Genomic DNA, 19,237 nt, shown 5'->3' on the forward strand with positions numbered 1-19,237 from the left:
TTGCACATAGCCAATAGAAGGGTGCATTGCGTGCCCTTTGGGGGTGTATCTGCAATCAAATGAATCGACCCATTGCTGGTGGGCCAGCGGTCGATTTCCAGAAAACGCTAAGGGGTGGGGCTATGAAGGGAAAACCTTTTCCGGCGGCGAGACCGTTACTGGTACTCGCGATCATGGGGGCCATGCTGCCGGCGATGTCCGTGTATGCACAATCGGACTCGACGGCTCAAGTCCAACAAAGCTACAACGTGGCTGCGGGGCCGCTGGCCGATGTGCTGGTGAAGCTCGCGCAAGCATCCGGTGCTGCGATCGTCTTTGATCCCCAGCTTGTCGCCAACAAGAGTTCGCGCGGGGTACAGGGCGTCTTTACGCGCGAGCAGGCGTTGCATGAAGCGCTCGTGGGCACTGGGCTTGAGCCCTCGATAAAAAGCAATGGAACGCTGAGCGTTCAGCCCGCAGCCATTCCGGCTGGCACGGCCGCCGCCGCGCCACAGGCTTCGACCCAAAACAGCCCGCTGCAAACCAAGAACCTGCAGGCCGTGCAAGTCACCGGCTCGTTGATCCGCAGCGTGGATGTGGAAATGGCACAACCGGTGGTCACCATCACGGCACAGGACATCCAGCGCCAGGGTTTCGCCACAGTCGGCCAGTTCCTGCAGAACCTCACGGCGGCCAATGTACCTGACATCAGCAAATCCGATCCTTTGGATGCCGGCGTGGATGCCGGCGGCACCTTCATCAATCTGCGCGGCTTGAGCGCGGTGCGCACGCTGATCCTGGTGGATGGCAAGCGCTGGGGTACGTCCTACGACGGTTTTACCAATCTGGATACCATTCCGAGCTCGATCATCGACCATATCGATGTGCTGGCCGACGGCGCTTCAGCGATCTACGGTTCGGACGCCATCGCGGGCGTGGTCAATATCATCACCAAGAAAAATTTCGACGGCATCCAGTTCGACAGTTACGACGGCCAGTACATGCCCCACCACGACGGTGACCAAGAGCAATACGGCATGACCTTCGGCAAGACCAGCGAGCGCGGCTCGATCCTGTTCTCCGCGCAATACCAGAATCAAGACGCCCTCAACGGTGACAGTCGCCCGTTCAGTGCCTATCCGTTGACCAATCTGCATCCGCTCAGCGGCTGGGCGACTGTTGGTCCGTACGGACAGATCCTCAACACGGCATCAGGGTCCCCGCTGATCCTCAATGCCGGTGGCAATCCACTGAACATCAACGACTACCATACGCAGGTGCTGCCGACCTCAGGCCCCAATGGCAACGTTACCAATCCGGGCGACACCTACAACCTGCAATCGCTGAGCAACCTGCAGAGTGCCACCAATATGAAGAACCTGTTTCTTCAGGGGCATTACGACCTGCTCAACAACCTCACCGCCAACTTCAACCTGGACTACAACGAACAGGGCAATACCGCCTTGCTGGGTGGGTATCCGTTGTCGACCTACAATGGTGACTACGCGCTTTCGCAGAACAGCTACTACAACCCTTATAACGCTCCCGGACAGACGCCCCAGGACATCGACTATCAGCGAGCTCTGGTCGAGTTGCCGCGCTATACCATCAACAAGGTCAAGAACTATCGCTACAGTTTTGGACTGGAAGGCAACTTCGCTATCGGCGACCATCTGTTCAACTGGGACGCCAGCTACTACGACACCAAATTCGAGGGCAATATCTACGCTACAGGCAATCTGTGGTTGGCAAACCTGCAGAATGCCCTCGGTCCGTCGTTCATGAATGCCAGCGGCAATGTGGTCTGCGGCACGCCGGGTAAGGTGATTGCCGGCTGCGTGCCGTTGAACGTGCTGGCCGGCCCCGGTGGCATCACGCCGGCGATGTTCAAGTATCTCGAGGCTGATACCGACGACCATTACGGCAGCCAGGAGAAAGGTCCGCAGGTCGACCTCAGCGGCGACCTCTACAAGCTGCCCGGCGGCGACCTGACCTTTGCGGTCGGCGCCTCGCATCGTACGGAGAGCGGTTACGACAACCCAGATCCCGTCGATGTACAGGGCTTGACGACCAATCTCGCCGGCCAGCCTACGCAGGGTTCGTACGGCGTCAACGAAGCCTATGCCGAGGTCAACGTGCCGCTGCTCAAGGATCTGCCATTCGCGCAGGCCCTGAGCCTGGACGTCGCAAGGCGCTTTTCCCATTACAGCAACTTCGGCAGCACCCGCAACAACTCGTTCAAGCTGACCTGGAAGCCGTTTGACGACCTGCTGTTCCGCGCGAGCTATGGCACTGGGTTCCGCGCTCCGACAGTAGGCGATCTCTACGGTGGTGTCTCGACCACCTATCCCGCCTATGACGATCCCTGCGACGCTACTTTCGGCCTGGCCAAGTACAACGCCGCCGTGGCGAAGAACTGCAGCAACGGCATTGGCGGGCAGCCGGCCTTGAGTCAGGCTGCACTGAATGCTGCCGGCCTAGGCGGCGAGTTTTCGAACGGATTCATGCAGGAGCAGTCGCCGGGCATTCCAGTGACCGCGCCGGGCGGCGCGCCGGTGTACGGGCCGTTTACTCTGGGCGGCAATCCCAACCTGAAACCGGAAACCTCGGACAGCGCGCAGATCGGCTTCGTCTACAGCCCGAGCTACCTGACCGGCTTCAACGCGACCGTGGACTGGTTCAATTACAAGGTGCGCAATGTTATTTCGTCGATCAGCCCGAACGAGGTGCTGGATAACTGTTATCAGCTAGGCATCGTCGCCGATTGCAACCTGTTTCAGCGCAACGCGGCAAACAACTATCAGGTAAGCAGTTTGTTCTCCGGCGAAGAGAACCAGGGTTACCTGGAGACCAGCGGTTATGACGTAACTCTTTCCTATGCCTTGCCCAAACTGTCCTTCGGGGAGTTCAAGCTGACCTCCAGCTCTACCTATTTGTCGAAGTTCAACACTCTGCAGTATCCCGGGGTGCCGGTGAGTTACGACGCCGGCACGGCAGGCAATTGGCGGGTACGCTCCAATTTTACCGTCGGCTGGACGTATGGTGACTTCGGCGCGTCGTGGAACCTGCGCTATTTCTCGCCACAAAAGGCGACTTGCTATAACCCCTCCTACAGCGCTTACCCCTGCACACTGCCCAACTACTATGCGGCGGGAACCGGCGTGACACCGCTGACGCAGGTGCCCTCGGTGACCTTCAACGATCTGCAGGTGTACTGGAATGCACCGTGGCACGCCACGATCTCGGTGGGCGCAAACAACATCTTCAATCGTCTGGGGCCATACATGTACAACGGCTCGGGTACGGATAGCTTGTATGCGTACAGCGCATCGTACGACTACGGACGTTTCGTCTACGTGCGTTACAGTCAGAAGCTCGACTGGTAAGCACTGGCGGCCTGGCAGGTCGACACTGCGTTCACTTCAACAGCGAACGCAGCATCCAGGCGGCGACTTCGTTGTTTCTGCAGGCAACCGGCAACCACCTCCACGCTCCCTTCGTCGCCGACGTCATCGGCGATCTCGATGTTCAATCACGGTAATCAAAGGAGGTTCAACAGATGCCAGAGTGACCATATCGTTTTGCAAATTCCACGACAGGGGGGCCTCGTTTATTTGCAATTAAATCATTTCAAGGAAACAGTCATGAATAACAGGCACCTGTTACTGTGCGCTTCGATCGCTGCAGCTCTGACAACCCTACCTACGATCGCACCGGCACAAACGGCAACTCCGCAAGACGCAGTGACTGCGGACATCTATACGGCCGAAATGCCGCGAGTAACCAAGACGATCGACAACAGGATCGTGTCGACGATTCAACAAAGCCATCTGACGCTTGTTGCCAAGTTGACGCCAGCAGGGAATGTGGCCGACTCGACCCCCATGAACCACATGCAACTCGTGCTCAAGCGCAGTGCGCTGCGTGAAGCGGCACTGGATTCATTGATCGCTGCCCAGCACGATCCCAAGTCACCCAAATTCCACCGCTGGCTGACGCCGCAGCAATACGGCAAGACGTTCGGCGTCGCCGATGCCGACATCGCCGCAGCGAAGTCATGGCTGGTATCACAGGGTTTCACCGTCAACGGTGTGTACCCGAATGACATGCAGATCGACTTCAGCGGCACGGCAGGCCTGGTAAAGAACGCGTTCCGCACCCAGGAAAGCCATTACACGATCAACAAGACCAACCACATCGCAAATGCCAGTGACATCAGCATCCCGACGGCTCTGCAGGACGTGGTCGTCGGTATCGCCGGCCTTAATGACCTGCATCCGCAGGCCATGCATATCGCCCCTAAGGTGGCGCAGTTCAGCACCGCCACGCAGAAGTTCAAGGTCAGGCAACCGGCCACTGCTGCTGCAACCTCGGCCACGAACCCCGAGGCGGTCTCGTTTACCAATGGCGCTCGCGGCCTGGTGCCTTATGACCTCGCCAAGATGTATGGTGTCGATCAACTGCATGCCAATGGCGTGACCGGTACCGGCATCACCATCGCAGTGGTTGAAGACAGCTCCATGGCGCCTGCGGACTGGACCAATTTCGTCAGTCAATTCAATCTCGGCAGCTACGGCGGCACGTTCACGCAGATCCAGCCACAAGCAACCGGCTTTACCAATTGCATCGATCCGACAATTGCCGTTCCCGGCGAGGATGACGGCGAAACTCTGCTCGATGCGGAGTGGTCCACCGCGATGGCGCCGGGCGCGCATATCCAGGTCGCCAGTTGCGATGATTCCAACAGCAGCAACTTCTTCGGCGGCGTATTCACCGCAGCGACGAATCTGATCAACGGTACCACTCGCCCAGACGTGATCAGTGCCAGTTACGGCTATGGCGAGGGCTTTACCGATACTGCCAGCAAGACAGCGATCGATCTGATGTGGGCGCAAGCCGATGCCGAAGGCATTTCGGTGTTCGTCTCCAGCGGCGACTCGGGCTCCAATCCGAGCTTCAACGGTGGAGTGATTTCCGGCGCAGGCATCGACGCCAATGCGTTCGGCACATCGCCCAACGACACGGTTGTCGGTGGCACGGATACCGCGGACGTTCTGGAAGGCACCACCAGCAAGTACTTCAGCAAGACGACAAACCCGGTGTACGGATCGGCACTTTCGTATGTGCCGGAGATCCCGTGGAACCAGTCCTGCGGCAACTCGGTGGCGGCCAAGTCCGTAGGCCTCGCCAGCGCGCTCGCCTTCTGCAAGCAGTATCTCAAGTACGACCCGTACGGTTACTACATTACGTCCGAGGCCGGCAGCGGCGGTCCCTCCTCGATTGATCGCAAGCCGGCATGGCAGCGACAGATCCACAATGCGGCGAAGGATCAGTCGCGCGACGTCCCGGATGTGGCCTTGTATGCCGGCTCCTATGGTGGCTACACCTATGTAATCACCTGCACCGCAGCCTATCCCTGCGTATCGGGATTTACCGCACCGGTTGAGCTCAGCGGTGGTACCTCATTGTCCTCGCCGATGTTCGCCGGCATCCAGGCGTTGATCGATCAAGGACTGGCCGCGCGCGGCCTGCCTGCTGACCAGGGCAACGCAGCACCTACGCTGTATGCGCTGGCAGCCGAGGAATACGGTGGGGCCACGGGTGGTGCGCCGGCCAGTCTGGAGGCATGCAGTGCCGATAACGGCACCAAGGGAACCACGAAATGCGTATTCCACAATGTGACGAGCAGCGGGAACTCCACCCAGTGCATCCAACAGCTTCCTGCACTGGTCAGCCCTGATTGCTACTTCTACGGGACCATTTCGAACTATGAGGGAGAGTTCGGATCCGTCCAGGTAGGACTGACTTCGACCAGCGCCACGCAATACACGCCGAAGACGGCAGCCTATGACACTCAGCAAGGCTGGAGCTTTGCTTCGGGTCTGGGTTCGGTGAATGCCACCAACCTCCTTGCTGCATGGAAGGCATTCGTCAACGCACCGTAATGCACCGTAACGCTTGAACCATGCCCCTGGCGGTAGACGCCACCAGGGGTTTTGCGATATTCAAGTACACCATATTTGCGTAGCCGCTCTCGCGACTACGCAAATATGCTCAGATGCTGGTAGCTAGTTGCGTCCAGGCTGACCAAGCGGCCGATGCAGCAGTGCTGGATTGCCAGCAGGTGTATAGATCAACGGCGTCGTTGGCGCGCGTATTGGCGGCGAGAATGAAAATCTGCAATCGCGTGTCGCTCAGCTTGCCGACCGCAACCGCGTAGACCGGCCCAACTCCCGCCGGCAGGGAGACCGGCTCCCAGGACGACACGTTCGCCGATGGCCATGACGACTGTATCGACGTGACCAGGCTACCGCCTTCAAGCAAGCACCACACTTCAACCCGGCCATCAGCACGCACGCCTCCCGCTGCACTCAAGACTTTTCCGGGCTGCACTGACGCCGCTGTCCATGTACTCCAGGGAACGTTTTCCTTGGTCGATTCTTTCCAGCAAGTAAACAACTGATTGGATGATGTGCAGCACCACAGCTGTAGCCGCTTGTCCGGCAGATTGTGGACCGCGACTGCACCAGTGGCGTTGCCCGGAGTGGGCGCGCCGGCCATGGCCGACCAGGTATTGAAAGACTGCTGGTTCGGCACCGACTGCCAGCAGGTGATGAGCTTGCCAGCATCATTGCTGCTACCGCCGATCTCAGGCTGATTGGCAAATAGCTGAACTCGGCCGGGCGCTGACAAACCTGCCGCCATCGCATTGCCAATAGGGGTCGCGGACAGCAACGCCGGCTGAGTCCAGGTCGTGCCGCCAAGTGCCCTGTAACGCGTGTATACCCAACCGTGTGTGCCCGCCGTGGGCGGTCCCCAGACCTGTGGAACGCCGTTCTCATTCTGGCAGGCCGCAATGCAATCGAAGTCGCTCGCGGATGTCCCCGACAGTGGGAACAATGACGCCGCAGTCCAGGAGCCTGGGCCGCTACCCGTCTGCGAGAGCGTGATGCTTCCGCTGGGATAACCGCCAACGAAGAGCTGAAGATTGTCAGAACCAGGAAGGTTTACAACAGCTAACGATGACATATCGATATCTCCTAAATTTTGTAAGGTCTCAGTGTCGCCAGTGCCAATCAGTGCAGCCGCCTAAATGGCTATTGAATGGGCGCTACTGAATTGGCGTTGTGGTCAATTGGCGAATCGGGGCCTGGGTGACTTTTGCATCCACGCTGATGGTTCGTTTGCTTACCGTCGCTGCGGCAGGCGTTTCAGCCGTGGAAAGCTCGAGCTCGTTGCCGGTGACTTGCGCCTTGACTGCCGTCTTGATGGTGATGTCGGAGCTTTGCTGCAGTGTCTCGGTCTTGGCCTGATCGTCGTAGAGGCCGTGGGTGAAGGTCACCTTCAAGACTTTGGCATCGGAGCTGTTCAAGGTGACTCCGCTCTTGGCGAGGTCGGCGAGACTGTGCACGGTCAGACTGGGATGAATGAGGTCGGAGCCTGAAGCCTCCGCGGATTTGACCTCGATGAACTGCCCGCCTTGATTGATGAGCGCCCGTACCGGCTTTCCCGTTTTCTTGGAGGAGAGCGTGAAAGTGAGGTCGGTCAGATTCTTGTCCGTGACCACATACACCAATCCGGATTTCTCGTAATCCTGGGCATAGTCCTTGTCGAATTGCGCCAGCAAAGCCTGCTGGGCAGCACTGCCCGCTTTCTCGGGGGCCACCTTCAACACCTTGCTCGGATCGCCGGAACGCGGACGCTTCGGGGTTTCCGTGGCGGCGTAGTTGGGCAACAGCACGACCTCACTGCCCAGCCCCTGATCCGTGACATCCACCTTGCCGTTGATGATGAGTTTGCGGCCCTTGCTGTCGCTGACCTGGTCAACCGACACGTCGCTTCCAAAGATCACTTCCGACAGCCCCGAAAGGCTGCTGATCTGGTCTGTCCAACCATCATCCGGACCGTGATAGGCGATATACCCCATGCCGTTGTCGACCAGCCCGAGGAGACCGCTGTTTGTGCCGGTCCAGACCCCGTCGCTGCCCATGTCATAGCTCCAGTTGTCGCCGACAATGTCGACCTTCGGAGCGTTGGCGGTGTTCGGAATGCTGGTGCAGGGCGTGTTGGGGTTATAAACCTCGATATAGGTATGAGCACCTGAATGGGTTACCGCCAGAGGTACCAGCACGTGACCTCCGCCACCATGCTTGAGCGTCAGCAGGCCGTAGTTGTAGTTGTATTCGCTGGAGGTGAGATCGTGCTCGATATTGGAAACAATGGTCGACGCGTGGCTCTCGATGCTGTCGAGCCAGTTGTGCACGAAGTAACCAGATAGCTGCTGCCAGTGGGCGACGTTGATATCGAACTGGATATTTGCGGGCGTCTGGGAGAATAAGGCGTATCGGTAGTTGTGCCAGAAGCTTTCCTTGATATCCCCGACCACGAATTGATCTTCTCCAGCCACGGACAAAAGAGCCATGCCCTCGCAATTGCCGCTTGAGGCAAGACCTTTCCCGCTCTGATAAAGAATTTCATTGAAGGGATTAAGGTATTTTCCGGCCCAGGTGATCTGGAAGGCCGTTTGAAAAGTGGCATAGCTCAACTCGGGCGTGCCCTGGTTGACGAAAGCCCAGCCCGCCTGACATTCGAAGTCGTCAGGCTTGATGCCTATATAAAGCCGCGGATCGGGGGGAATCGCGCCGTGATGGCCGATGGTGATAATCACATAGGACGGCGGAACGTTGACGCACTGATCGTTGTTGCCAGGGTCGCGCGCATAATATCCATTATCACTATAGCCATCGTCCTCAAACCCAAGGCTGAGGTAAAGCGGGTTTATCTTTAAGTTGCGACCGTCCGGCAGCGGGTCCGGAATATAGTGTTCCACCGGCACGCCGCCGCCCAGTCCATCACCGACGCCAAAGTCGCCGAGCCGGGAAAACAAGTTATAGAGCGATTTGGCCAGACCTGGATCATGAGGGGCAGCGGGCAAGGCCTCAGGGACAAGGATCAAACCGTGGTAGAGAACGTTGGTGTTGTCCCCCTGTGGATAGACGTAGCGTTTCCAGGTGTGGCCCATGCCGCCGGTCTGGTCGCATCCCCCGGCCAGTACCTTGAATCTGTCGCCCGGCTGGAACTGGATCTGCGGGTAGTTGGTTGCCAACTGTGCGATATTCGGCTGGTCGATGCGCCACACGGTGACCTGAGACGTGTTTGTGTTCGGTGGTGTACTGACCACATCGATCAGATCACCGTGGCTGTCGAGGAAGGATGCCTCGGCGCATTGGCTGGTTACCAGGGCGAGGGATCCGATGACCAAGGCCAATCGTGCTCCCAAGAGTGAACCGGACGCGTGCCGGCCGTGCGTTGTTGCTCGCATGGAATTCTCCTTAAGTTCGGCAGATTCAAAGATGTCTCTTGCAGACCCTTACGGATCGGCATGCAGTCCGGACATTCCCCTTGATTGCGCAAAGCGCATGCAGCGCAGAAGCATCAACCTTGTACGAGAACAAGTAGTTCACGATTAGTAGTGTCCGTACCCCATTAAGCGGAATGTGGTGCCAGCAGAGATCATGGCTCCGAAAAATTTGTTCTACACTGCAAAAAGAGCGGCTTGCCAGGCAACACGGGGGGCGTAGCAACTTGAACAAAAACATCGAGTCTTCGTTTCGCGATCACTACGCCGAACTGCTCGCCTTGGCTCGATCGCGGCTGTCCCGGGAAAAGGCTCCCATCTCTACTGGCACACTTGCACACGAGCTGTACCTGAATCTGCAGGGCCGTAACGGACTTCGCTTCGAGACCATGGAGCAATTCCTGGCCTATGCCAGTCGCGCGATGCGATCGCTCCTGGTCGATATGGCGCGCGAGCGAATTGCACAGAAGCGTTCGGCTGAATTGCTGCCCTTGACCTTGTGCGCCGAGGTCGCCGATCGCAGCGGCACGCCAGAGCAGATACTGCTACTCGATCAAGCATTCGAACGGCTCGGCCAAGTCGAACCGCGCTTGTTGCAAGTCGCGGAGATGCGCGCGGTGATGGGTATGGAAGTGCCTGCGATTGCTGCCGCACTGTCGCTGTCCGAGCCAACGATCAAACGTGATTGGCAACGCGGCAAAGCTTTCCTGTATGAAGCGCTTGGGGTGCCGCTTGGATGAACTCACCCGGTCAAGCCGAGTCTCTGGACGCTCTGGCCATGACCTGGCTGGATCGATTGCTCGATGCTCCCTCGAGTACACGCGACGTTGAATTAGCCAAGTTAGCCACCGAGCAGCCGGCGCTGCACGAACGGCTTCTCCGACTGCTGAAGGCAGCAGAAGCGACCGATAATTCATTACTGTTGCAGCTTCCGGCGGCTTTTGACCTGCCGTCCTTGCAGCATCAGCCAGAAGCAACGATCGGCCTCAACGCCGGCATGTGCCTGGGTGGCTACCGGCTGTTACGCGAGCTGGGCCGGGGTGGCATGTCGGCAGTCTGGCTGGCCGAGCGGATCGATGGCGTGGTGAAGCGTCAGGTAGCGCTGAAGATACCGCTATTCACCTTCAACTCTGCCGTTGCCGTCGAACGATTCACGCGCGAGCGGGACATACTGGCCGCGCTGAGTCATCCGCATATCGGCCAGATCTACGACGCCAGCGTCTCGGCGACAGGTCAACCCTTCATCGTGCTGGAATTCATCGACGGGGTTTCCATTACCGAAGCCTGCGACATCCGACACTTGAGTATCCGCGAGCGCTTGATGTTGTTTCTGCAGGTGCTGGATGCGGTCAACTTTGCCCATCGGCATCTGATCGTGCATCGCGACCTGAAGCCCTCGAACATTCTGGTCGATACCAGCGGCCAGGTTAAGTTGCTCGATTTCGGGATCGCCAAGTTGCTTGGCGATCCGGCGCTGCAGATGGAGTCCACCGCGTTGACGCGCGATGGCGACAGTGTGATGACACCGCGCTATGCCGCCCCCGAACAACTGAACAACGGACAGATCTCGACGGCAACCGACGTTTACGCACTCGGCGTCATTCTGTTCGAATTGCTTACCGGTGCCACGCCTTTCTTGTCGGAGTCGGCATCGTTGGCGGATTGGATGCATGCGGTTCTATATGTCGAGCCAGGGCGCGCCGGGCGGGCGACCATCGATCTTGCGGCAGCGCAGTCGCGCAATCTACCCGACGCCGGGCGCCTTCGCGCAGCACTCAAGGGCGATCTGGAAACCATTATCGGCAAAGCCTTGCGCAAGACCAGTGTGGAACGGTATGGCTCGGTCGAACGCTTCGCCGATGATATCCAGGCCTATCTTGCCAGCCGTCCGATCAGCGCGCGGCCACCGTCGCTCGCGCATATCTCGCGCCTGTTCATACGGCGCAATCGCGCCGCCTGTATCGCCGCGGCCATCGGCTTGGCCGTTGCCGTGGGGTTTGCAAGCACCGCATGGCAACAACATGTAGAGAGCGAGGCGCAACGCGTACGCGGCGATGCCGTACGGAATTTCATGTTTGAATTAGTCAGTGATGCCGAACCGGATGAAAAGCATCCGAACGCAGAGCCCACCGGCAGCCAGATGGTCGACGGCGCTGTCAAGCGTGCGCGCGCGGAATTCAAGGATCAGGACCGCCTTCGTGGCGAATTGCTCGCCGAACTCGGGCATATGTACAACCGATTGGGAAATTCCGAGGAGTCGGCACAAGTACTCACTGAAGCGCTCGGCCTGCTTGAGGCCACCGCCCCGGCGAATGACCCGGCATTGAACCGGACGCGAAGCTGGGTTGCGTTCGCAATCATCCATGATGATCCCGCCCGTGCCGCGGCGCTTGCCCAGGCGGCGCTCAGCGCCTGCGATCGTGGGACTGAATGCGCCAAGGCTCGCTACTATGCCAATACGGTGCTGAGTACGCTTGACCTGCGCCGGGGAAACGCGACGGCAGCGCTCGATCAAATGCGCCAAGGCGTAGACAACAGCGAAATCGGCTCGGGACCGAAGTCCCCGGAGACAGTGGTCGCATTGATGGATTTTGCGGTAGTAGCACGCAACGTGGGACATCTCACCGAGGCTGTCGAGGCGTTGAATCGCGCGCTGGCGCTGAGTCAGCAGACCACGCTGCGGCAGGCCGATCGCATCGTGTTGGAACGCAACCGAGGAATACTCAGCCTTGATCTGGGCAACTATGCCGCGGCTGCCAGTCGCTTTGAAAGCTTGTTGAACCAGATCCACGAACAGGTCGATCAGACACACGGCCAACAAGGTTTTCTATGGCGGCTGTTGGCGACTGCCCGGCTGGGACTCGGCGAGCCGGTCGCTGCGAGTGATGCCGCGGCCGCGGCAATACGCCTGGACGGCACATCGGCACATGATTCCGAACACTTGTTTGCACGCCAGACGGAAGCAAGAGCGTTCGCGATGATGGGCAAGTACGACGACGCCACTATACAAATGCAGGATGTCATCAAAGGCTTGCAGATAGCGGGCTATTCGGCCAATGCCATGGAAGTGTTGCGTGCGCGCCGGTATTTGTCGGAAGTGCGGTTGCGTAGTGGTGATTATGCGACTGGTCTCAGTGAACTGCTTGAGTTGGCAGCGCAGCAGTCGCAGGTTGCAGCCGGCCAGGAGGTCGAGTTGGCACAGGTATTCGAACTGATCGGCTGTGCGTTGCGCGAAACCGGGCGCGCCAATGACGCACTGGCCTGGCATCTCAAGGCGCGCGCACTATTCGAAAAAAATTTGCCGGCCGATCATCCTTTTCTGGATCGAAATACGCTTTACACCATAGCGGCGCAATTCAGTGCCAAGGCTGCCGCAGCCACAGGCGAGAACCTCAAACGCCAAGCTCAGTTGTATAGCGACAGGTTTCCAGCCGACTCGCTATGGCGTCGGATGCTCGATGAGGCCATTCTGCCAGGGCACTGCCCAGACCAACGGTCAGCAATGTGTGCGCTGATCTTGTAAGCAAGATCCACTCAAGGGGAACATCATGCAATCGAAGACTTCACAGCGAATCCGCCCTCTGATCCTGCTCGGCCTGCTATGCACGCTCAACCTGGTGCGCGCAGGTGAAACACCGCCGGTAGCTCAACCTGCGCAGACGAAAACACCTGCACAGATAGCTCATCCGTTGCCGAAGAAGACGCCGGCGCAGATCAAAGCTGAGTTACGTGCGGTACTTTTGCGTATCAACGAACTTTCCTACTACATCGCATCCACTAACGACGCATCCGCTGACTCCAAAGGCGCCATAACCGTGAGCACTTTCGAATGCAATGGGCCGGTGGACCCCAACTCGCACAAACCTTGGCCTCCAAAAATAGGAGATGCCATGGATGCGGAATCGTTTGCTCGCGTATTGACCGCTCTGAAAGTCACCAATACCAATTCTGCCAAGGGCCGTGAACTCACGATAATGGACGTCTGCCACCCGCAATAGGATTGAGGTTCGCGCGCGCACCGATCGATCGAGTGCCGACCACGAGTTTTCTAGATACAACGGGCAGGTGGCTGAGTCCGCATAGGCGTTCGATCTGATCGGCTGCGCGTTGCGCGAAACCAGGGGTGCCGATGAAGTGCTGACTTGGCACCTCAAGACGCGCCCGTTATTCGGAAAAATTACCGACCGATGATCCATTTCTGGATCGAGATACGTTTTACACCATGGCGGCGGATATTCGATGAGCCTATTCTGCCGAGGCGCTGCCCTGACCGTCGGTCAATGGCATGTGCATTGATCTTGCAAGCACGATTCATTCAAGGAGAACATCATGAAATCGACGATTTTGCAACGAATCCGCCCCTGGTGCTGATCGGTCTGCTATGCACGCTCGGCTTGGCACAAGCGGACGAAGCACAGCCTAAACCTTTACCGCCGGCGACGCCTGCACAAATCCAGGCGGAGTTACGCGCGGTACTTTTGCGTATCAACGTGCTTTCCTATTACCTCGCACCCATCAATCAAGCATCCACGGATACCAAAGCTGCAATAACCGTGAAGCCTTTCGAATGCGGTGGATCGGTGCCGCCCAACTCAAGCAAGCCATGGCCTCCAAAGGAAGGCGATGCCGTGGATACGGAATCGCTTACTCGCGTATTGAAGGTTCTGATAGTCACCAACAACAATCTTGCCAATGGCCAGGGGCCAACAGCACAGGACCTCTGCGTGCAGTAGGATGAAATTCACGCTCGTGATCGGTCGAGTGCCCATCACGAGCGTGTTCCAGGACCAGTGCGTCCCCTGACTCGGAACCCCACTTCACCGATCGTCTGCTGAACGATCTGCGCAAAGGGGAACGAAGCCCCATCTGCAAAGGTCCGTCAGCGTGGCCTCACCAGATTCGTACCCGATCTGCCGTTGCGACATAGAGCTTGTCGCCTGGCTTGACCCCGTAAGCGTCGTACCATGCGTCGATATTGTGCACCACGCCGTTGACGCGGAACGCGCGCGGCGAGTGCGGATCGCTGGTGACCTGGCGACGGATCGCATCGTCGGTCAGCTTGCCGCGCCATGCCTGCGCCCAGCCGATAAAGACGCGCTGATCGCCAGTCATGCCGTCGATCACCGGCACAGGCTTGCCATGCAGAGAGGCGTGATAAGCGTCCAGCGCCAGGGTAAGTCCACCCAGATCGGCGATGTTCTCGCCCATGGTCAGGTCGCCGTTGATGTGCACGCCGGGCAACGGCTCGAACGCGGAATATTGCGCACCGAGTTTCTTTGCACGCGCCTCGAACGCCTTCGCGTCGGCAGCCGTCCACCAGTCACGCAGTGCGCCGTCGGCATCGATCTTGCGACCTTCATCGTCGAAACCGTGAGTGAGTTCGTGTCCGATCACGGCACCGATCGCGCCGTAGTTGATCGCCGGGTCGGCGTTCGGATCGAAGATCGGCGGCTGCAGGATGCCGGCCGGGAACACGATGTCGCGCAACGAGCCGTTATAGGCATCGTTGGTTTGCGGTGTCATCGACCAGTCGCTGCGATCCACCGGGCCGTTGAGGCGATCCACATAGAACGCCCAGTCCGCTGCGGCCGCGCGCGTCACGTTGCCGATCAGGTCATCGTTGTGTACCACGACCTGCGAATAGTCACGCTGGTGATCGGGATAACCGACCTTGATCGTGTAGGTGTCCAGCTTGCGCAGTGCCTCCTGCTTCGTTGGCGGGCTCATCCAGTCGAGTTTCTCGATGCGCGCGTGGTAGGCGGTCTTGAGGTTGGCCACCAGTTGCTCGATCTTCGCCTTGGAGGCAGGCGGAAAATACTTGTCCGTATACAGCTGGCCGACGGCCCAGCTCAGGTTGCCGAAGCAGTCCAGCCGTTCGCCGACGCCGCAGTCACCGCCCGAGACGGCATGCACGCCGCGCTTCCAGCGCACGGCCTGTACTTGCTGGCCGGATAGCGTCTTGTCGTGCATGTCGAAATACGCGTTCTGGAACGGCTGGGACAGGTAGAACGCAGCGTTGTCGGCAATGCGTGCCGCCTGCCATGCCTGGATCGTCGCTACCGGCGTATGCGCATACAGCGCAGCGAGTTTCGGGAATGCGGTTTTCTCGCCAATCACGATGCGCTGCAGATCACCTAGCCGCTGCGCTTTCAGGAACGCAGACCACGCAAAACCAGGCGCGAGCTGCTGCAGCTCGGTCACGCTCATCGGGTTGTAGGTCGCCACCGGATCGCGCTGCTCAACCTTGCTCCAGCTTACCTGGGCGATCGCCGTCTCGAACGCGACCACGTCTGTCGCGACCGCATCGGGGTGGCTCCAACCGGACAGCGTCAACAAGATGGCGACATAGGCCTGGTAGGCAGCCTTCTGTTTCGCAAACGCGGGTTTGAGGTAGTAGTCGCGATCGGGCAGGCCGAGGCCGCCCTGACCGAGGTAGACCGCGTAGCGCTTCGGATCCTTCAGGTCGACATCGATGCCGACGTTGAACAGCGAGCCGTCGAAGTCGGTGTTGGTGCGACCCATCAGTGCAGCCAGCGCATCGCGCGTGGTCGCATGGCGCACGGCATCGAGCTCCGGCGCGATCGGCTTGGCGCCAAGCGCCTCGATATGCGCGTCATCCATGAACGACTGGTAGAACGCGCCAACCTTGCCCTGCAACGTGGTCGTTTGGTCCGTTGCGTGTGCTGTCGCCGAGTCCATGATCGCGTGCAGACGCTGCTCGGTAAGATCGGTCATGGCCAGGCGCAGGCTGACGGCAGGTTTGTCGGCCGGAATCGGTGTGCGGTCCAGCCAGGTGCCGTTGGCATAGCGGAAAAAATTGTCGCCGGGCTTGATCGTCATGTCGGCACCGGCCTTGTCGAAGCCCCAATTTCCATATTGTGGCCTGGTGCTCGCCGGGTCAGCAGCTTGCGCTGCACCCGCGATCAATACACCAAGGCAAATCATCACAAGAATTCTGCTGCTCATAACGCCTCCTGACATGATTGAATGTCCCGATCTGCCTGCTTGATTCGGAATATCGCATTACCGGGCTGCCACAAACTGTTTGCCATAGTACGTGCGGATGATCTGCGGCAACCCGCGAGTGAGATGAAGGTGATCGATGGCGCGTGTGAGCGAATGGCCACCGATGGCGCGCGCTCGCTCAAGCTCTCGTATTACATCAGAAGAAGCCGAGGGCCGTGCATTGCGATCAGCAAGTTTCACGTCTCAAACCGCTCACCCTCGCAGCTCTCATGAGTCTTGGGTTGCAAGCCACGGACCGGCAAGAAGATGCCCGATACGATCGCGAAGCGATGGGGCGTTGCGGTGCATATGGCGAGACAGCGTATGGTTAAGTTGTTCTCTTCAAGAGTCGAAATCCTGAACGACTGATTCGAGCACTATGAGCAAAAGAACACCGGAGTGGCGCGGCCACTCATGATTATACGCAAAGGAGGAAACATTGGGGAAAATGGTGCGCTCGGCGGGATTCGAACCCACGACCACCGCCTTCGGAGGGCGGTACTCTATCCAGCTGAGCTACGAGCGCATTGGTGACCGGCGCGACAGTGGTCTTGAAGGCCCGTGCCGCGGGGACGCAGTATAGCCGAGTTGCCGATGGGGTTGGATGGCCGGCAACGCATCGGGCGGCCGGGACAACGAGCGGGCACTGGATGTCTGCAACTAACCGCGCATCCATGATTTTTAAAGCGGTTTCACAGGTATTGCTGAATACCGTCTGCTCCCGATCCCTGAGAGCAGACGTCGACAGCTCTGCAATATTCGTGACTCAACGAGGCGCCGAAGCAACTTGGCCTCGGCGCATCCGCCTTACTTTTTTGCCTTGAGCAACTCAGTCAGGTGATCTGGTTTGCCGCTGTCGCGCTCCAGGTGCGGGTACATCAGGCCACCGTGATAGTCGATGCGCACCGTCTTGTACTCGTCGAAGTTTTTCACCAGCAGTTCGACTGGCTGGCTCTTGTCCTTGAAGGAAGCGGTGACGGCATCCTTCAGCTCATCGGGATTGTAGTCATGACTATTGACGGCGATTACGGTCATGCTGGGAGAGATGCCAGCAGCGAACGCCGGGCCGTCCCACAGCACGTCGCTGATGTCGCCGCCCTTGCCCACGGAAAGGCCAAGCGAATACATCAGATCGGCGGAGTGGCGACGCTCCTCCATCGCCTTGACCGCAGCGGACGGCTTGTCGGTATAGACCAGCTTCCAGCCATGCGAAGCGAGGCCGCCGGTCAGCGAACCGTGGCCGTCCAGTCGATCGCGCAAATACTTGGCCCAGTCATAAGGCGCCACCTCGTTGAGCGTCTTGACCACGTCGTCGAAGGTGTAGGTATCGACATCCCAGGCACCGGGATTGATGCCGAAGAATGCCTTGGCGAAATCGTCGATGCTGCGCTTGTTACCGGTGAGCTCACGCAGCTGGCCGTCGACGTCAAGCCAGATCATCTCGCCGGCCACGTAGTAGTCCTCGCTGCCCTGGTAGTTGCGGTACGGCAGCGGCGCGCGCATCGACATGGTCGGGTCGTTGGTGGTGTCTTGCACGTTGCGCCAGCTGGTCAGGCCCGGGCGGCCCTTGTCGTACGTGGCCGCCATGTAGGCGAGCATGTCTTGGCCCTGGTCCATGGTCCACAGGCCGGAGCGCGTCGCCATGATCTGGCCCCAGAACTCGGTCTGGCCCTCATAGACCCAGAGCAGGCTGTCACCCATCGGAACATTGAAATTCGGCGTAGCCAGATCGGCGCCCCGACGGTACTTGCCATCCCACGAGTGGTTGAACTCGTGCGAGAGCAGATCGCGCTCAGCCCAGGTTTTATCCCATTCGGTGAAATAGCCGGTGCCGACGCCATCCTCGCTGGAACGGTGATGTTCAAGACCTTCGCCACCCATCTTGTCGCTCAGCGAAAGCAGAAAGTCGTAGTGGTTGTAGTGATGCGCGCCATAGAGCTTGTACATCTGCTGCACCAGCGCCAGATGCGCCTTCAGCTGCTCGGGCTTGATCTCCAGATACTTGGCCTCGTCAGCCACGATATCGACATGCACCGGCGTGGGGGCACCCGGATCGAGGTCGACGCGCTTGAAATACTTGCCCGCATACACCGGTGAATCGACCAGATCGTCGTAATTGATCGGTTTGAAATGCAGGGTATCGCCATCTTTGGAGGCGACCTCGAGCGCAGTACCCGCCTGCCAGCCGGTCGGCAGCTTGAGGCTGGCTCCGGTGTTGATCTGCCGTGCGAAATAGCCGGCCGGATACAGCGTACTGGCGCTCCACTGCGTATCGAGCATTTCCGGCGTCATTACCACACGACCCTCGCGCGAACTCTGCGGAGTCAAGTATTCGAAGCTCACATCGACTGCGCTCGTACCCTGCGGCACATCCATGTGGAAGGCGTAGACGTTGTACTGGTCGCGCGTCCATGGCAGCGTCTGACCGTTCGCCTTCACGACCAGCCCAGCGATCTTGTCGATCGGCCCGGTCGGCGAGTGGTTGCCCGGAATCCACTGCGGATACAGCAAGGTCAGCGGACCGGCCGCCACCGGAATGGTTTCATGCACGCGGAAGATGCGATGCGCGATGTCGGTGGCATCCACATCGATTTTCATCGTGCCTGGGTAAGCCACGTTCTGCGGCGCAGGTATCGGCGGCGGATTCGCCATGTCGGCCACTGCGGCAAACGAAATCAGCCCAAGGGTGGCGGCGGCAACAGCGGAAGCGAGGCGGGTAACTTTCAATACATTCTCCTGAGCGAACATTCTATTTATCGCGTCAAATCTGCCGCGACGTGTATGGTTAAAAAGTACAGATGCTAAACCTGCAGCGTGGGAGTTCCTCCCTGCCATTGGTCATGCTCATCAGGCCACTTATTTCGCTTTTCATTGAATTTCCATTGAATGAAAGCC

General features: G+C 58.8%; 11 protein-coding genes and 1 tRNA gene. 6 read left to right on the forward strand and 6 right to left on the reverse strand.

Translation table 11 applies throughout. The features are described from left to right. The first annotated feature begins 122 nt into the window (after positions 1-122). On the forward strand, positions 123-3,365 hold the full coding sequence (locus HDE80_RS19115; RefSeq protein WP_184673525.1) for a TonB-dependent receptor: 3,243 nt from the start codon (positions 123-125) through the stop codon (positions 3,363-3,365). Here the strand turns inward: HDE80_RS19115 and HDE80_RS19120 are convergent. Continuing rightward, on the reverse strand, positions 3,347-3,511 hold the full coding sequence (locus HDE80_RS19120) for a hypothetical protein (protein ID WP_184673527.1): 165 nt from the start codon (positions 3,509-3,511) through the stop codon (positions 3,347-3,349). The genes HDE80_RS19115 and HDE80_RS19120 overlap by 19 nt on opposite strands. 112 nt (positions 3,512-3,623) lie before the next feature. Between HDE80_RS19120 and HDE80_RS19125 the strand changes: the two genes are divergently transcribed. Continuing rightward, the gene (locus HDE80_RS19125) at positions 3,624-5,924 is read left to right on the forward strand and encodes a protease pro-enzyme activation domain-containing protein (protein WP_184673528.1); all 2,301 of its coding nucleotides are present in this window, start codon (positions 3,624-3,626) and stop codon (positions 5,922-5,924) included. Between the two features lie 109 nt (positions 5,925-6,033). On the opposite strand, the gene HDE80_RS19130 is transcribed toward HDE80_RS19125, so the two are convergent. Together HDE80_RS19130 and HDE80_RS19135 are read right to left on the reverse strand one after the other, a co-directional pair. Then, complete coding sequence (locus HDE80_RS19130; RefSeq protein WP_184673530.1) at positions 6,034-7,008, reverse strand: hypothetical protein; 975 nt, start codon at positions 7,006-7,008, stop codon at positions 6,034-6,036. Between the two features lie 82 nt (positions 7,009-7,090). Further along, positions 7,091-9,301: a hypothetical protein gene (locus HDE80_RS19135; RefSeq protein WP_184673532.1), complete on the reverse strand. Its 2,211-nt coding sequence runs from the start codon at positions 9,299-9,301 to the stop codon at positions 7,091-7,093. A gap of 263 nt (positions 9,302-9,564) precedes the next feature. Between HDE80_RS19135 and HDE80_RS19140 the strand changes: the two genes are divergently transcribed. From HDE80_RS19140 to HDE80_RS19155, 4 genes are all read left to right on the forward strand, one after another. Next, positions 9,565-10,077 (forward strand): ECF-type sigma factor, encoded by a 513-nt coding sequence (locus tag HDE80_RS19140; RefSeq protein WP_184600267.1) that lies wholly within the window; start codon positions 9,565-9,567, stop codon positions 10,075-10,077. Continuing rightward, positions 10,074-12,860 carry a serine/threonine-protein kinase gene (locus HDE80_RS19145; protein ID WP_184673534.1) on the forward strand — a complete coding sequence of 929 codons (2,787 nt, stop codon included), beginning with the start codon at positions 10,074-10,076 and terminating at the stop codon, positions 12,858-12,860. The genes HDE80_RS19140 and HDE80_RS19145 overlap by 4 nt, the downstream gene beginning before the upstream one ends. Before the next feature lie 25 nt (positions 12,861-12,885). Next, the gene (locus HDE80_RS19150; RefSeq protein WP_184673535.1) at positions 12,886-13,335 is read left to right on the forward strand and encodes a hypothetical protein; all 450 of its coding nucleotides are present in this window, start codon (positions 12,886-12,888) and stop codon (positions 13,333-13,335) included. 144 nt (positions 13,336-13,479) lie between these two features. Continuing rightward, positions 13,480-14,070: a hypothetical protein gene (locus HDE80_RS19155; RefSeq protein WP_184673537.1), complete on the forward strand. Its 591-nt coding sequence runs from the start codon at positions 13,480-13,482 to the stop codon at positions 14,068-14,070. A gap of 157 nt (positions 14,071-14,227) precedes the next feature. Here HDE80_RS19155 and HDE80_RS19160 read toward each other — a convergent pair whose 3' ends face one another. From HDE80_RS19160 to HDE80_RS19170, 3 genes are all read right to left on the reverse strand, one after another. Beyond that, a complete protein-coding gene (locus HDE80_RS19160) occupies positions 14,228-16,303 on the reverse strand; it encodes a M13-type metalloendopeptidase (RefSeq protein WP_184673540.1) in 2,076 nt (691 codons plus the stop codon). A 488-nt stretch (positions 16,304-16,791) separates the two neighbouring features. Continuing rightward, positions 16,792-16,868 (reverse strand) — tRNA-Arg (locus HDE80_RS19165). 281 nt (positions 16,869-17,149) lie between these two features. Continuing rightward, positions 17,150-19,069 carry a M61 family peptidase gene (locus HDE80_RS19170; protein ID WP_255483967.1) on the reverse strand — a complete coding sequence of 640 codons (1,920 nt, stop codon included), beginning with the start codon at positions 19,067-19,069 and terminating at the stop codon, positions 17,150-17,152. Between the last annotated feature and the right edge of the window lie 168 nt (positions 19,070-19,237).

The organism is Rhodanobacter sp. A1T4 (assembly GCF_014207185.1).
GTDB lineage: Bacteria > Pseudomonadota > Gammaproteobacteria > Xanthomonadales > Rhodanobacteraceae > Rhodanobacter.

Bases quoted from the DNA above. Each gene is read 5' to 3' on its own strand.
- HDE80_RS19160 (WP_184673540.1), bottom strand. From the start codon at position 16,303: ATGAGCAGCAGAATTCTTGTGATGATTTGCCTTGGTGTATTGATCGCG.
- HDE80_RS19145 (WP_184673534.1), top strand. From the start codon at position 10,074: ATGAACTCACCCGGTCAAGCCGAGTCTCTGGACGCTCTGGCCATGACC.
- HDE80_RS19150 (WP_184673535.1), top strand. From the start codon at position 12,886: ATGCAATCGAAGACTTCACAGCGAATCCGCCCTCTGATCCTGCTCGGC.
- HDE80_RS19115 (WP_184673525.1), top strand. From the start codon at position 123: ATGAAGGGAAAACCTTTTCCGGCGGCGAGACCGTTACTGGTACTCGCG.
- HDE80_RS19125 (WP_184673528.1), top strand. From the start codon at position 3,624: ATGAATAACAGGCACCTGTTACTGTGCGCTTCGATCGCTGCAGCTCTG.
- HDE80_RS19135 (WP_184673532.1), bottom strand. From the start codon at position 9,301: ATGCGAGCAACAACGCACGGCCGGCACGCGTCCGGTTCACTCTTGGGA.
- HDE80_RS19130 (WP_184673530.1), bottom strand. From the start codon at position 7,008: ATGTCATCGTTAGCTGTTGTAAACCTTCCTGGTTCTGACAATCTTCAG.